The organism is Lacrimispora amygdalina (genome assembly GCF_900205965.1).
GTDB lineage: Bacteria > Bacillota > Clostridia > Lachnospirales > Lachnospiraceae > Lacrimispora > Lacrimispora amygdalina_A.
This window is the reverse complement of the sequence record NZ_OAOF01000010.1, coordinates 142,902-158,620: the sequence shown is the minus strand read 5'-3', so window position 1 is coordinate 158,620 and position 15,719 is coordinate 142,902. Positions and strand designations below refer to the sequence as shown.

General features: G+C 43.7%; 12 protein-coding genes and 2 tRNA genes. 10 read left to right on the top strand and 4 right to left on the bottom strand.

What is annotated here, in order from left to right; genetic code table 11:
- Positions 1-28: 28 nt before the first annotated feature.
- The 10 genes from CRO04_RS26885 to CRO04_RS14675 all read left to right on the top strand — a co-directional run bounded on the left by CRO04_RS26885 (position 29) and on the right by CRO04_RS14675 (position 11,381).
- Positions 29-634, top strand: coding sequence for a flavin monoamine oxidase family protein (locus CRO04_RS26885; protein ID WP_242974508.1), 606 nt, complete (start codon positions 29-31; stop codon positions 632-634).
- 179 nt (positions 635-813) lie between these two features.
- Positions 814-1,716: a flavin monoamine oxidase family protein gene (locus CRO04_RS26880; protein ID WP_242974507.1), complete on the top strand. Its 903-nt coding sequence runs from the start codon at positions 814-816 to the stop codon at positions 1,714-1,716.
- 77 nt (positions 1,717-1,793) lie between these two features.
- Positions 1,794-2,741: an NAD(P)-dependent oxidoreductase gene (locus CRO04_RS14710; protein ID WP_097005012.1), complete on the top strand. Its 948-nt coding sequence runs from the start codon at positions 1,794-1,796 to the stop codon at positions 2,739-2,741.
- A 104-nt stretch (positions 2,742-2,845) separates the two neighbouring features.
- Positions 2,846-2,918, top strand: a tRNA-Ala gene (locus tag CRO04_RS14705).
- Between the two features lie 6 nt (positions 2,919-2,924).
- A tRNA-Val gene (locus CRO04_RS14700) sits at positions 2,925-2,998 on the top strand.
- A gap of 142 nt (positions 2,999-3,140) precedes the next feature.
- Positions 3,141-4,424: a LysM peptidoglycan-binding domain-containing protein gene (locus tag CRO04_RS14695; RefSeq protein WP_097005011.1), complete on the top strand. Its 1,284-nt coding sequence runs from the start codon at positions 3,141-3,143 to the stop codon at positions 4,422-4,424.
- 96 nt (positions 4,425-4,520) lie between these two features.
- Positions 4,521-6,194, top strand: coding sequence for a S8 family peptidase (locus tag CRO04_RS14690; RefSeq protein ID WP_097005010.1), 1,674 nt, complete (start codon positions 4,521-4,523; stop codon positions 6,192-6,194).
- Between the two features lie 100 nt (positions 6,195-6,294).
- Positions 6,295-7,968, top strand: a complete 1,674-nt coding sequence (locus CRO04_RS14685; RefSeq protein WP_097005009.1) for a S8 family peptidase — start codon at positions 6,295-6,297, stop codon at positions 7,966-7,968.
- A 38-nt stretch (positions 7,969-8,006) separates the two neighbouring features.
- Positions 8,007-9,677, top strand: coding sequence for a S8 family peptidase (locus CRO04_RS14680; RefSeq protein ID WP_097005008.1), 1,671 nt, complete (start codon positions 8,007-8,009; stop codon positions 9,675-9,677).
- Positions 9,678-9,707: 30 nt separating this feature from the next.
- Entirely contained in the window at positions 9,708-11,381 is a 1,674-nt protein-coding gene (locus tag CRO04_RS14675) for a S8 family peptidase (RefSeq protein ID WP_097005007.1), read from the top strand.
- Positions 11,382-11,459: 78 nt separating this feature from the next.
- On the opposite strand, the gene CRO04_RS26275 is transcribed toward CRO04_RS14675, so the two are convergent.
- The 4 genes from CRO04_RS26275 to CRO04_RS14660 form a co-directional block, all read right to left on the bottom strand.
- On the bottom strand, positions 11,460-11,603 hold the full coding sequence (locus tag CRO04_RS26275; RefSeq protein ID WP_166432572.1) for a hypothetical protein: 144 nt from the start codon (positions 11,601-11,603) through the stop codon (positions 11,460-11,462).
- Between the two features lie 92 nt (positions 11,604-11,695).
- Positions 11,696-13,663: a methyl-accepting chemotaxis protein gene (locus CRO04_RS14670; protein WP_097005006.1), complete on the bottom strand. Its 1,968-nt coding sequence runs from the start codon at positions 13,661-13,663 to the stop codon at positions 11,696-11,698.
- A gap of 135 nt (positions 13,664-13,798) precedes the next feature.
- A complete protein-coding gene (locus CRO04_RS14665) occupies positions 13,799-14,848 on the bottom strand; it encodes a hypothetical protein (RefSeq protein ID WP_097005005.1) in 1,050 nt (349 codons plus the stop codon).
- Between the two features lie 12 nt (positions 14,849-14,860).
- Complete coding sequence (locus CRO04_RS14660; RefSeq protein ID WP_097005004.1) at positions 14,861-15,706, bottom strand: L-ribulose-5-phosphate 3-epimerase; 846 nt, start codon at positions 15,704-15,706, stop codon at positions 14,861-14,863.
- Positions 15,707-15,719: the final 13 nt, after the last annotated feature.

Genomic DNA, 15,719 nt, shown 5'->3' with positions numbered 1-15,719 from the left:
GTAGCAGTGACATTATGAGGTATAATCTATGGAAATTCCATTAAATCAGGTATTGAATCCCACCAATGAACAACGGCAGGAAATGATCAGAAATTCATTGGAAACCGCTGGCCGGCCGGAAGATTACGAATATATTGTCCGTTTACTCAGTCCTCCCCCGGATATTACAAATTATGCACAGCCGGGAGAACTAAAAGGTGTAAAAATCGGCGTAATCGGTGGAGGCCTTGCCGGTTTATCCGCTGCATTCGAGCTTAGAAAGCTGGGAGCCGACATTACGATACTGGAGGCAAATGACAGCAGAATCGGAGGAAGAGTTTATACATACTATTTTGATGCGGAAGGTAAATATTATAACGAATTCGGCGCTCACAGAATACCGGTCACCCACCAGACTACCTGGCACTACATCAATTTGTTCGGCTTAAATACCCTTCCTCTGACTTTAAGGAAGCGCAACAATTTTTTATATGTACACAACACCCGTTTGAGAACAACAGACTCCATCGAACAGATTCTTTACCCTCTGTACAATTTAACTCCCCAGGAGCAAAACACTCCCTGGCCGGAACTGAATGACTATGCCTTTTTGTATCCGATGTTGCAGCTCCCCCTGATATCCGTTCAGAGCTAATACAGATTCTGCCAAAGTATTCCCCTGAATATCTGACTCTTGCAAACTATTCCGTCCGGCAGACTCTGGAAAATCTGGGTTTAAGCCAGGGAGCAATCAGCCTGATCTCGGGAGTGGATCCGGGAACCGGAGCTTTACTTGATATCAGTTACGCTGAAACCGTTCAGGAAGAGTATACCATGGACTACCGTAACACCTATACCATAGAAGGTGGAATTGTAAACCTGCCATATGCATTTATCCAGTCTTTCTATACTGACAAACCACCCCAATATCAAACGATTCCATCCTCCAGGCTGGGTACAGTTACTTACTGGCCGGGTCAGACGGTAACAGGCATTTATGAGATGCAAAACAGCAGCAAGATTGTACTGACCCACCGCAATGTGCAGGATTTAAGCAGCACTGCCGAAGCTTATGATTACGTTGTATGTGCAATCCCTTACTCCACTCTGAGGGAAGTAGACATCAAACCACGTTTCAGCAATCGAAAAATGCAGGCTATTTTAGAATATAATTATACGAATTCACAAAAGACCTTCTTTTTATGCAAGGAACGATTTTGGGAACAGGATACCGATTATGGGCGAATGGTGGGAGGATTTTCACGGACAGATCTGCCGATTCAATACATCTTCTATCCGGGAGATCACCTTCTATGTCCGGATCTTTCTTCCTGCCCGCCCCATGAACCGGGTGTACTGACCGCTTCCTATAATTATCATATGAATGCGACTAGAGTGGGAAATATGAAAGAAAATCTTAGATTTGAATATATAAAAGAAAGCGTGGAGGAAGTTCACGGATTGCCAGGAGGATTCTTAGATTCCATTGTGGCAGACCATAAGACAGTGGTCTGGGATAATGAGCCTTATAACCGTGGGGCTTTTGCTGAGTCACTCCCGGGTCAGAAACAGTTGTTTGCTTATGAAATACTAAAGCCTGAATTTAATCAGAGGATTTTCTTTGCCGGTGAACATTTGTCCACAAAGCATGCCTGGATGCAGGGAGCACTGTATACAGGTATGAATGCCGCCAATCAGCTGGCCTGTTCTTTTCACAATTATTCCTTTTTTATTTAGCAGTCTGGTGCTATAATTATTTTTGCAGGGTCATTTTATCTAGTCCTGTAATTTAACAAATGATCGGAGTGAACCATATGAATATCGTACTATTAGAATCTCTTGGGATTCCAGACAGCCTGCTGAATGAATATGCCAGACCATTCATCGATGCAGGTCACAGTTTTAAAGCTTTTGAAAAGAATACGGATACGAAAGTTCAGATTGAAGAAGCTCAGGATGCCGATGTCATAATGATTGCCAACATGCCTCTGGGCGGAGAAGTAATAAATGCCTGTAAGAACTTAAAATTTATAGATGTTGCATTTACAGGTGTTGATCATGTAGATCTGGAAGCTGCGGAGAGCAGGCATATTTCAGTGAGCAATGCCGCCGGTTACTCAACAGAAGCTGTAGCAGAACTAACATTAGGCCTTATGCTCTCACTTCTTCGCAATGTGATAAAAACAGATGCCCGCTGCCGGGAAGGTAAGACAAAGGATGGTCTGACAGGCTTTGAACTGAAGGGTAAAACAGTGGGAATTATCGGAACCGGTGCAATCGGTACAAGGACCGCCCAGCTTTGCAAAGCCTTTGGATGCCGCGTGCTCGGATACAAACGAAACATTAGTGGAAACGAACCGGACTTCATTGAATTCGTATCTCTGGAAGAACTCCTCTCCAACTCCGATCTCGTAAGTCTCCACTGTCCATTGAATGAGGATTCCCGTCATTTGATCAACCGGGATACGATTGCCAAAATGAAACGGGGAGCTTTTATCATTAATGCCGCAAGAGGTCCTGTTGTGGATTCTGAAGCCCTTGCAGAGGCTTTAAACAATGGCTATCTTGCAGGAGCTGGAATCGATGTTTTTGAGAACGAACCACCCATTGATCCTGCACACCCATTATTAAACAGCAAGAATACCATTGTTACTCCTCATATCGCATTTGCTTCTGCAGAATCTATGAAGTTAAGAGCGGATATCGTATTTGAGAACCTGAAAAAGTGGATGGAAGGCGATCAGATTAATAAAATTCTATAAGATTAAGTCAGAGGGGCATCGTGTATCTGGATGCCTCTTTCTCTTTTTTCAATTTGTTCAAATAATACTTGTAATTCAGAATCTTCATGCTATAATTTAAACAAGGGGATATAGCTCAGCTGGGAGAGCGATGCGTTCGCAACGCATAGGCCACGAGTTCGAGTCTCGCTATCTCCACGAAATGGAAGTATAGCTCAGCCGGGATGAGCGTTCGCCTCACACGCGAAAGGTCATGGGTTCGAGCCCCATTACTTCCATTTTTCTATAAACAGCCAAAACACCGGGATCACTTGTATTTACAGGGGATTCCGGTGGTTTTGTTATATAAATATTTCATTTAGGAAGAAATATCATGAAAGATGCGCATATAATTGTAATAATAAGAATACGAGGGAAGCCATGATCATACACGTTGTTCAATCCGGTGAAACTATTGTTTCAATATCTGAATATTATCATATCCCAGTTGACAGATTAATTATAGAAAACGGCATCACAAACCCGGATAATTTAGCAATTGGTCAGACGATTGTAATTGTTCAGCCAGAAACAGTCTACACGGTTCGAGCTGGTGATACTTTGCAGAGTATTGCAAAGCAGCACAGTGTTACCGTTATGGATCTTTTAAGGAACAATCCCACACTTTCAGACCGTAACTATCTTTACCCTGGAGAAACCATAGTGATTACATATCAGACGAATAAAACAAAAACCATCGCTACCAACGGATATACCTTTTCTTACATCGATAAAGCAGTTTTGAAGAAAACGCTCCCTTTTCTGACTTATCTGACAATCTTCAATTATACAGCGACAGACAAAGGAGAACTGATTCCTGCTGGTGACGACACGGAACTGATCCAGATGGCATTATCAAATGGTGTGGCACCAATAATGTTTGTTTCCACCATTACCAGGGAGGGGATGATAAACCGTGAAACAAACTATAACATTTTAAATAATTCTGCGATACAGGACCTGCTTATTGAGAACTCGCTGAAAGTATTAAAAAATAAAGGTTATTATGGCATAAATATATATATTGAAGAAATCTCATTCGACAATCTCGACAAACTTTCTGCATATTTAAAGAAAGCCTCTGATATATTACATCCAGAAGGCTATCAGATACTAATTACTATTACACCTGTTACAAACATTAATGCCTCTGGTATCAGTCTTGAAGAACTGAACTATACAAAATTATTTCAATATGTAGATAAAATCATATTTGCCTCTTACGATTGGGCGACAACGTTCGGCTATCCAAGCTCTATATTTCCGGTAAATATATTAATTAATTTATTGAATTATGCAGTTTCAGTCATTCCATCTGAAGATATATTTCTGGGATTCATAACGGTTGGTTATGATTGGAAACTGCCTTATATCCCAGGTGTTACAGCCGCTAATATTGTCACCAATGACAGAGCAATACAAATAGCTGCCGATAAAAACCTGCCGATACAATTTAATGAAACGACACAATCGCCTTATTTCTATTATATGGATAGTGATGGTATTTTACATATCATATGGTTTAATGATGCAAGAAGCTTTCAGGCACAGGTTATGCTGGTTACACAATACAATCTTCTGGGTCTGTCTCTTTGGACAATTATGAAATTTAATGCCCAGATGTGGTTCATAATTAATACTCAGTACAACATACAGAAGCTGTGATCTCTTTGCCGCACCATACGACCATGATTCACATATTCTCCCTTTTTTTTGCATAGTATAAAACATATACTCCTTTTATACGCAGGGGGGGCTTTTTTGAAAAAAATTCTTGATAATAATTATTATGATCTTATTATAAATAATGTCTCTGTTCCGCAATACGCCACTGGCGATAACATTACCCCCTTAAACCTCAGGCATTCCATTCTTAATACTCCTGTGGAAAACGCAGATCCCTGCACTTTGGGTAAATATCCATATTTTAGCTTTCCAGCGCTATTTACACTCACCTCAACTATCAGCATCGAAAAATCAGGAATTGGCTCTGTACAGCGCAATCCCTTCTTAAATCTGAATGGTAGAGGAATTATTATCGGTGTCATAGACACAGGCATCGATTACCAGCATCCTTCATTTCTCTTTCATGACAGAACTACACGAATTTTATCTATATGGGACCAATCCATACAGGATGGAGAACCTCCTGGCGCTTTTACTTTTGGAACGGAATACACAAGGGACATGATTAATCTGGCCCTGGCTTCCGATAACCCTTTATCCATTGTTCCTTCACAGGATACCAACGGACACGGAACCGCGATTGCCAGTATTATTGCAGGCGCACCGGAGGAAGAAAAAACCTTTTCCGGTATTGTTCCTCATGCTGAACTGGTAATTGTCAAGTTAAAAGAGGGAAAAGCAAATTTGAAAAATATATTTTTTATTTCAGAGGATAAGCTCTGTTATCAGGAAAGCGATATAATTCTGGGCCTTACTTATCTGGTAGATTATGCGCAAAAAGCCAACCGTCCTCTCGCTGTCTGTATTGCTCTTGGAAGCAGCCAGGGATCGCATGACGGCAGCGGTGCTCTCAGCTATTACTTAAATTACCTGGTGCGCATGCCGGGTATTGGAATTGCTGTTTCAGCAGGAAATGAGGGTAATCTTAGAAGACATTACTTTAACTCCACGCAACAGCCCCCATTTTCCAATCATTTTGAGCTTAGAATCGGTGAAAAGGACCCCATGTTTTCCATGGAGATCTGGCCCTCTGCTCTCAGCAGACTATCCATCAATATTACCACCCCAAACCGGGAATCAACCAAGCTTATCCGTCCCGGTCTTAATGACTGCAGAAAGTTTAAGTTTGTCTTCACTCCTACTGTTTTATGGGTAAATAATCTGTCCTTTGAAGAAAATAGCGGTGACCAGCTGATTTTAATCCGGTTTCAGAACGCGATGCCAGGAATCTGGTCCTTTGATATAGAGAGTCTGGAAAACGAAGCCCTATCCTTTAATTCCTGGCTGCCATCCGGAGATCTTATCAGCAATGAGACTTTTTTTTTGAATTCCAATCCTAATACTACCATCACAAGTCCTGGAAATGGAATGCACCAGCTGACCGTCACAGCTTATAACCAGTTTAACGACAGCATCCTGATTGAATCCAGCAGAGGCTATGCCAGAAACAACCTGGTAAAACCAGATATCAGTGCTCCCGGCTATCAGATCCCCTGTGCACTTCCCAGAAACAGCTATGGAACGCTGACAGGCACAGGCGCTGCCACTGCTCATACCACCGGTGCCATCGCCATGATTCTGGAATGGGGCATTCCCAGGGGTCATTACACCACTTTGTCCGGAAATACGGTTAACAGCCTGATTACCCGCGGTTCAAGAAGAGAGTCTTCCACAATTTACCCAAATAACATTTGGGGATACGGTATGTTAGATATCAACGAACTGTTTCAACGGCTTACCATTATCTGACCGTGTAACTATTTTTCATTCCATCTCCCTCTTTCATAATAGAACTCCTGCTGCATAAACATATCATATATGCCCTCAGCAAAAGATAGGAGGACCTCTGTTGAACAAAATACTGGACAATAATTACTATGATCTGATTATCAGCAATACAATCATATCCGATTTTAATACCGGAGATAATGTAACCCCGGTAAGTGAACGCTTTTCCCTGCTCCATATACCGGTAGTATCCCAGGATCCCTGTGATCTGGGAACCCGGCCTTACAATTTTTTTCCTTCCTTATATACACTGGAATCTGCAGTAAGCCTTGAAAAACCAGTAATCAGTTCCGTTCAGCAAAAAAGTAATTTAAATCTTACAGGGGAAGGTGTACTGATTGGTTTTATTGATACAGGTATCGATTATACGCACATGGTATTTCGAAATTCTGATAATACCAGCCGTATCTATTCCATCTGGGATCAGACCATACAGGAAGGAACGGCTCCGGACGGCTTCACCTTTGGAAGTGAATATAATAAGGATCAGATTAACGAAGCTTTATCAGCTCCTCAGCCGCTCTCCATCGTTCCGTCTATTGACAGCAACGGTCATGGTACTGCCATTGCCAGCATTGCCGCAGGTTCTGCCACAGCGGATCCTGCTTTTACTGGAATAGTTTCATCCTCAGAACTTGTTATTGTCAAGCTGAAGGGTGCGAAAAACAATTTGAAAAATATTTTCTTTGTTCCGGAAGATACCTATTGTTTTCAGGAATCTGATATCTATCTGGGACTGACCTATATGCTGTCTGTATCCAAACGCGCAGCAAAACCTATTGTAGTTTGTATCTGTCTTGGTAGCAGCCAGGGAGGCCATGACGGCAACGGTGCAATCAGCAGCTATATGACTGCCAAAATCCGAAATCCGGGAATCTGCTTTGTAACGGCCGCCGGCAATGAAGGCAACAAAGCCAGGCATTATTACAATAATACAGCCAACATTCCCTTTTATAACGATTTTGAACTGAAAATCAGCGAAAAAGATAAACAGTTCTGGATGGAAATCTGGCCCTATGCACCCAGCAGGATATCCATTGATATCTCCTCTCCAAACAGAGAATCCACACAAAGAATTTATCCCGCTATTAATGAATGCAGAAAATTTAATTTTATTTTTACACAAAGCACCATATGGGTTAATAATATTGTATTTGAAGAGGAAACAGGGAATCAGGTGATTCTGATCCGGTGGAAGGATCCTATGCCCGGAGTATGGTATCTGCGGGCACAAAGCATCAAAGGAGAGCCGATCTCCTTTCACTGCTGGCTTCCCAATGGTCCCTTCCTTTCCGATGATACCTACTTTCTAAATCCGGATGCTTCTGTAACCATAACCTCGCCAGGAAATGGTATACGTCAATTAACGGTTACCGCTTACAACCAGTATAATGACAGTGTTCTTCCACAAGCCAGCAGAGGTTATACCCGGATAAACATGGTCAAACCCGATATTGCCGCACCCGGATTTCAGCTTCCCTGTGCCATCCCCGGAAATTCGTTCGGCAATATTTCCGGAACAGCCGCCGCTGCCGCTCACGCGGCTGGTGCTGCCGTCATGGTGATGCAATGGGGAATCGCCAAGGAAAATTACCCGTATCTAACCGGGTATGATATTAACCGGCTGATAGTGAGAGCAGCAAAACGCTCATCAGGCGATGTGTATCCCAATAACCTGTGGGGCTACGGCCGGCTTGACATAGAACATGTATTTAAACAGCTTACGAACATCTGAGCAGCAAAATAAGACAAAATAGACCGGGGGACTGTCTTTTGGAAAAAATTCTGGATAACGATTATTATGATCTGATAATTAATAATATTTCTATCCCTGTCTATGGTTCAGAAAATATAACCACGATTAATTTCAGGCATTCCCTGCTCCATATACCGGCAGCCGGTTCCACCCCCTGCCTGTTAGGAGAATATCCATACCACAACTTTCCATCTCTCTATACGCTCAATTCTACGATCAGTATAGAAAAGTCAGGGATCGGTGCTGTTCAGAGGAATCCGTTTCTGAATCTGACAGGCAGAGGTATTATTATCGGAATCATTGACACAGGAATTGATTACAAGCATGAGGCATTTTTGTATAATGATAATACAACCCGGATTCTCTCCATCTGGGATCAGACCATTCAGAGCGGTAATACGCCTGCAGGCTTTACCTTCGGTACCGAATACAACAGAGAAGCCATTAACATTGCCTTACGATCCGATGATCCCTTATCCATAGTTCCAACTACAGATCCCATAGGGCATGGGACCTCAGTTGCCAGCATTATTGCTGGAAGGGAAAATCCGGAAAATTCTTTTTCCGGGGTCGTGCCGGAATCAGAATTGGTAGTTGTAAAACTGAAAGAGCCCAAACCAATCTTAAAAGAAATCCAATTTGTGGCACCGGATGTAATATGCTATCAGGAATCGGACATTATGCTTGGGCTCCGCTACCTGGAAGAATACGCCCAGAAAGCCAACCGTCCACTGGTCATCTGCATTGCTCTTGGGAGCAGTCAGGGCGGTCATGACGGAACTGGCGCATTAAGTAATTATTTAAACTATCTGGCGATGCTGACAGGGATCGGAATTTCTGTTTCAGCAGGAAATGAAGGCAATGACAGACGCCATTATTTCAACAGTATAACAGAACCGCCATTTTATGATAATATTGAATTACGGATCGGAGAAAATGATCCTATGTTTTTTATGGAAATCTGGCCATATGCACCAGGCCGCATTTCTGTAGATGTTTCCACCCCAAACAGGGAATCAACCCAGCCGGTTTCTCCAACGATCAATTCCTGCAGAAAGTTTGATTTTATTTTTACGGGCAGCACATTATGGGTAAATAACTTTACATTTGAAGAAGAGACCGGCGACCAGCTGGTTCTTATCCGTTTTCGCAATCCCCTGCCAGGCGTCTGGAATATCCGGGTGCAGAGTATTGATAACGAACCTCTGTCATTCCATTCCTGGCTTCCTTCCGGTGATATCATTTCAAATGACACCTTTTTTTTAAACCCAAATCCGGATACTACGATTACCGCACCGGGAAATGCTCCCAGTCAGCTGACTGTCACTGCCTATAACCAGTTTAATGACAGTATTCTTATCGAATCCAGCAGAGGATATACCAGAAACAGATTAGTGAAGCCAGACATCGCTGCGCCCGGGTATCAGATTCCCTGTGCACTGCCAGGCAATCTATATGGAACCATGACTGGAACAGGTGCAGCCGCCGCTCATACTGCCGGTGCGATTGCCATGATTATGGAATGGGCAATTCCCAGGGGAAACTATACTTCCATGACAGGTAATGACGTTAACCGCCTGCTCATACGGGGTGCTGCACGTGATAGTTCTATCATTTATCCAAACAATATCTGGGGCTATGGCCGGCTAGATGTAAATAACCTGTTTCGGAGGCTGACCAATATATAATCCATTAATTCTGCATAAGGAGGTCTGATTTTGCTTAAAATACTGGACAATGACTATTACGACCTGATTATTAATACTATATCAGCTCCCTCCTACGATACAGGAGATAATATCACTCTGTTAACAGAACGCAGCTCCCTGCTTCATGTCCCCACGGCGGAAGCAGAGCCTTGTGATTTAGGAATCCGCCCTTATCATACCTTTCCCTCCCTGTATACCCCTGAATCCACCATCAGTATAGAAAAATCAGGCATTGGAACGGTACAGAGGAATCCATTTTTAAACCTGAATGGTCAGGGCGTCTTAATGGGTTTTGTGGATACCGGAATCGATTATCTGCATAACGCTTTCCGAAATGCTGACGGAACCACCCGTATTGTTTCCATATGGGATCAGACCGTGCAGACAGGTACCATTCCGGAGGGTTTTACCTTTGGCAGCGAATATAACAGCGAAACCATTAATCTGGCTTTATCATCAGAGGATCCTTTTTCCATTGTTCCGACCGAGGATACCAATGGACACGGAACCGCCATGGCAAGTATTGCAGCCGGAAGTTATAGTGCAGATCAGACTTTTACCGGCGTAGTACCCAATTCCCAGCTTATTATTGTGAAGCTGAAAGAGGCTAAGAATAACTTAAAAAACATTTTTTTAATCCCCGAAGATGCCTACTGCTTCCAGGAATCTGATATCGTACTGGGCGTCAGGTATCTTCTTTTAACTGCACAGAAACTCAAACTCCCCCTCGTCATCTGCATTGCACTCGGCACAAGCCAGGGAAGCCATGACGGCAAGGGGGTATTAAGCAGTTATTTAACCTATATCGTACAGCTTCCCGGAATCGGCGTTTCCGTCTCAGCCGGAAACGAAGGAAATAATCAGAGGCACTATTTTAACAGTACCTCTGTTATTCCCTTTTATAATGATTTTGAGCTGAGAATCGGGGAAGAGGACAAAGAATTCTGGATGGAAATCTGGCCCTATGCTCCGGAACGGGTTTCCATTGATATTTCTACCCCAAACAGAGAATCCACCCAGCGTATTTATCCTTCCATTGCAGACTGCCGAAGGTTCAACTTTATATTTACACAGAGTGTCGTCTGGGTGAACAATATTATATTCGAGGAAGAAACCGGGGATCAGCTTATCCTGGTCCGTTTTCTCAATCCCCAGCCCGGTGTCTGGTATTTCCGTGCCCAAAGCATTGAAGATGAACCATTTTCTTTTCACTGCTGGCTTCCAAACGGTGACTTAATCTCTAATAATACATTTTTTTTGATTCCTAATCCGGATACCACCATCACTTCTCCGGGGAATGGTGTCAGCCAGCTGACAGTCACCGCCTATAATCAGTTTACGGACAGCATACTTCCTGAGTCCAGCAGGGGCTATACCAGAACCGGACTGGTAAAACCGGATATCGCAGCACCTGGCTATCAGATTCCATGCGCCGTTCCCGGTAATCAGTATGGAACTGCAACCGGCACCGGAGCAGCCAGTGCACATGCTGCAGGAATCATAGCAATGGTTCTTGAATGGGGCATAACAAGAGGAAATTATACCACTCTGACCGGATATGACGTCAACCGGCTGATCATAAGGGGAGCGGAAAGAAGCACTTTGAATGTCTACCCTAATAATATATGGGGATATGGTATTATCAACGTGAATAACTTATTTGAACGGCTTACCAATCTGTGATCTTCTTTTGTATTATAGAAAAGCAGGCACCCAGTTACCTGATATCAGGTTTTAACGGTGCCTGCTTATTCCTTTATTTCATCTAAAAAGGGAAATGCCATTTTTAAATTTTCTGTAAAATTTCCAGACAATGACTGCCGGGAAGCTGAACAGCAGATAGAGCGTTGTCAGTCCCCCTATGACTACATATAACGCCATCAGCAAAACTGTAATGACTCCCATAGTGATCCCTCCTTCTACCCTCTTATTTTAGTATTTCTGTCATAAAAAGATAGAGATTGGGCCGATCTTTAACGATATTTTAATTAGCTCGATTACAGTCGAAACCGGTCGATTAGGTCCTTTAGAATCTGAGCCTGTCCGGAAAGTTCTTCGCTGGTTGCCGCACTTTCTTCCGCTGTTGCGGAATTTGTCTGAACCACACTTGAAATCTGGTCAATTCCCTGATTGACCTGGCTTATGGAAAGTGCCTGTTCTCCGGATGCTTTGGATATCTCATTGATCAGCGTTACGGTTCTTTCAGAGGAAGCAGCAATCCGATCCAAAGCTTCTTTTGTTTCCGCCGCGATATGTGTGCCCTGTTCCACGGACTGATTGGAATTAGTTATCAGAACAGAGGTATTTTTAGATGCCTCCGCACTCTTAGAGGCCAGATTCCGTACTTCATCTGCTACGACTGCGAAGCCTTTTCCCGCTTCCCCAGCCCGTGCAGCCTCTACCGCGGCATTCAGTGCCAGAATATTGGTCTGGAATGCGATATCCTCAATTGTTTTAATTATTTTTCCGATCTCACCCGATGTCTGTGAGATCTCATCCATGGCTTTTGTCATCTTTATCATCTGCACGTTACCATTCTTCAGTTCCTGCGCAGTTTCCTCAGCCTGCAGACTGGCCTCCTTTGCATATTTCGCATTCCCCTCGACCTGCACTGAAATCTCTCCTATGGCAGAAGCCAGTTCCTGGATTGAGCCCGCCTGCTCTGTAGCCCCCTGGGAAAGTGCCTGGGCTCCTGCGGATACCTGATCCGCTCCTGCCGCTACTTCCCCGGAAGAACGGCTGATATTAGAAAGAGTATCTCCAAGCTGGGTCTTCAACTGGTGCATCGACTGATGGATCCCCTGAAAACCGCCAGCATACGCAAAATCACATGTGCTGCTGACAGTTAAGTTACCTCCTGCCATCTCATGAAGAAGGTAATCCACATCTCCGATTATTAAACCCAGTTTACGGACAAGATCCCGTGTGGCATCAGCCAGAATCCCCGTTTCATCTTTATTTTTAATCTCTGTTACAGGGGACTTAAGATCGCCCTCCGCCAGTAGCTTTAACCGGTCAGCGCATACCCTAATGGGGCCCCCTATTCTTCCGGCCAGAACCGCAGATAACACAGCTGCAATTCCAAGAAATACTGCAATTAATACTACAGTAACAATACTGGCAGTTTTGGTTGATCCCATAAAATCACCCATAGGGGCGCTGATTCCCAGGCTCCAGCCATCGGTTCCCGCAACAGGAGCATAGGAAAGAAACATTTCTTCTCCATCTCTTTTATAGCGGTCGAATCCGCTTTTCCCCTGTATCATCCTGGCTTCCACTGCTGCAAGCTCCGCAAGTCCGTGGTCCTTTGCCGCATTTTCCTGCACATTTATGCCGTCTGAAACCTTTTTCATATCCGGATCTGCAATCACCTTACCAGACTGATTGAGGAGATAAGCGTTGGAATGACTGCTGACATGAATGGAAGCGGCGATATCATTCAAAAAGGTCTCCTTTGGAACAAAATAAACCACTCCAACCACTTTCGTACCAGGTATCCCCATCTCCCACAAGGGAGCTGATATAATGATAGTCATCTGTCCCGTAATTTTGCTGACTATAGGCTCTGATACCGCCATCTCTCCTTTGATGGAGCGTTTAAAATAATCTCTCTCCGAATAATCCTTCCCATCAAAAATACTGATGCCGTCGACGCCAATAATATTCCCTCTCTGGAAATTGTGTGTCCGGGCTCTCTGGTCAATAATCGTTTTTTTCTCTTGAATGCTTGTCTTAGGATTGGCCAGTCTGGCAATGCTGCCTGATTCATAAGCCAGGTTCTTATAAATATCCAGTTCCTTTTCAACACGCTGGGAAGCAGTCACTGCCAGCTCCGTCATGGACTGCTTCATGGTACCCGTCATACTGTAATAATTTAAAAAAATACTGATTCCTCCCACTGCGGCAAGAGAGAAGAAAACAGTGCATGCCATGTATAAAAATATCTTAGCTTTTATGCTCTTCACAACAATTCCTCCTTTGTAACTTAGCAGAAATAATGCTTAATTCTGCTTATTATTTTTCTTTCAGTATACTTTACAAAGGTAGTATTGTCCATTTCTCTTTTAGAAACGCAGTCATTCCAGGGAGTCTGCGTACACTTATTGTGTAATCCTGTACATGGCGATTTCGTCGGTCTCCCGGTTTGCACTGATCAACCAGTCTTCCCCATTCCTTCTTTTATGCAGGACGTTGGCCGGTCCGCAGTCCTGATCAAGAATATTCCACTGATACGCCTGTTTATCTTGGTTCCAGGTAAAGCAGATGAGATTCCGGTTTCCCTGTCTGTGCCCGACCACCAGAGCCGGCTGCCTGCATAAGCTCCCTCCATATATGGCATGTGAAAATTCCGCCGGCTTCTCATATTCATATACTTTCTGATAATTGCCCCCGTATTTTTTATAGATAGAGATGCAATCACCATGAAACGGGGATAAAACCGCAAGCTCTCTTTCCCCGTCCTGATCAAAATCCACTAATACCGCATCGCTGGCAGGCGTGTCAAGCAGCATGTTCACTTCCCACGGTTCTCCCTGCCTTGCCGGAGGAATAAACTGGCAGACTCCTCCTTCATAGGAAATCAGCCCGGTATCCATCCCATTTTCTTCCACCCTGTAATAACCATGGTTTTTAATCATACCCTCCTGTATGACTTCCAGCTGCAACGGATTTTTTTCACAAAGGACGGACAGGTTTTCTGGTAGCACTGCAGCATAAACCTTACCAGGACTTGACCAGTCTTCCTTATACTCATGACCGGATTTTATTGTGCAGGCAATAAGATACCTGGTTTCCCCTCTTTTTAACAGATCAAAGCGGTGTACATGAGGAAGCACTGCTATGGTCTTAATCTGCCAGTTTCCCGCTTCATCCGGAGTTACCAGTACAATTTTTGCCTCTTTGGAATCATTGGGAGAATAAAATTTCTGCGTAGCCAGAAACTGACCGTCTGTATCTGGTACCTGTACCATGGACATGGTACCACCCGGTCCTTCCCAGACCGTATCCACTTTATTGCCATCCATATCAAACAGCAGGCAGGGATCTTCTTTTTCTGCCGCTGTCAGAAAATATTCGTTTCCTTTATAAAAAAGGGGAGCTACTGAATAACATTTAGTCAGATGCCCCACCACCTTTTTCTCCGCTCTCATCCCAAGCTCCTTTCAGCTCTGTTTATCCAGTATCTCCGTCATCCGTTTGTTGGCATCGTAAAGTTCAAGCATCCACTGGGAATTCCCGCTATACCAGAATTCCGTCACGTATTTTCGTATCCCCAGCTCCCATGCCGTTTTAATTGCGCTTTCAAAATCCACATGCCCCGTTCCAAAAGGTATCTCACGGAACTTTCCCGGAACGGTTTCCTTTAAGTGCATGGCAACCAGATGACCTTTTCCCGCACGTAAGTCATCCATTGCGTTAATACCGTATGTTTTAGCAGCGTTTGTAATATTTCCAATATCCGGATAGACATTTAAATATGTAGATGCTACCAGATTTACGTATTCCATGGACTTTTCCACAGTATTCATAAATTCCGTTTCCATGGTTTCAAATCCCAGTACAACACCGGCGCGCGCTGCAATCTCTGTTGCTATTTTTAAGTTTTCCAGGAAATACTGTCTTGTTATCTCACTGGAATCCTCATAATATACATCATATCCTGCCAGCTGGATAATCCTTACACCCAGATCATCTGCCAGCTGGATTGCTTTCCTCATTATATCCAGCCCTTTTTCCCGTACAGCCGCATCATGGCTTCCAAGGGGGTATTTGCGGTGGCCGCTTAAGCACATGGTGCGGATAGGCAGCCCCACAATCTTCATCATACTGATAAGTTCCAGCCGTTCCGCCTGTGACATGGTTAAACGATTTAATTTCTCTTCGGTTTCATCAATGCTGATTTCCACGAAATCGTAACCGGCAGTTTTTGCCGCCTCAAGCTTTTCTTTCCATCCAAGCCCTGCAGGCATGGATTTCTCATATAATCCAAGGGTATATGCCTTTTCCATAAAATATGCCTCC

Bases quoted from the DNA above. Each gene is read 5' to 3' on its own strand.
- CRO04_RS26885 (WP_242974508.1), top strand. From the start codon at position 29: ATGGAAATTCCATTAAATCAGGTATTGAATCCCACCAATGAACAACGG.
- CRO04_RS26880 (WP_242974507.1), top strand. From the start codon at position 814: ATGGACTACCGTAACACCTATACCATAGAAGGTGGAATTGTAAACCTG.
- CRO04_RS14710 (WP_097005012.1), top strand. From the start codon at position 1,794: ATGAATATCGTACTATTAGAATCTCTTGGGATTCCAGACAGCCTGCTG.
- CRO04_RS14695 (WP_097005011.1), top strand. From the start codon at position 3,141: ATGATCATACACGTTGTTCAATCCGGTGAAACTATTGTTTCAATATCT.
- CRO04_RS26275 (WP_166432572.1), bottom strand. From the start codon at position 11,603: ATGGGAGTCATTACAGTTTTGCTGATGGCGTTATATGTAGTCATAGGG.
- CRO04_RS14665 (WP_097005005.1), bottom strand. From the start codon at position 14,848: ATGAGAGCGGAGAAAAAGGTGGTGGGGCATCTGACTAAATGTTATTCA.
- CRO04_RS14660 (WP_097005004.1), bottom strand. From the start codon at position 15,706: ATGGAAAAGGCATATACCCTTGGATTATATGAGAAATCCATGCCTGCA.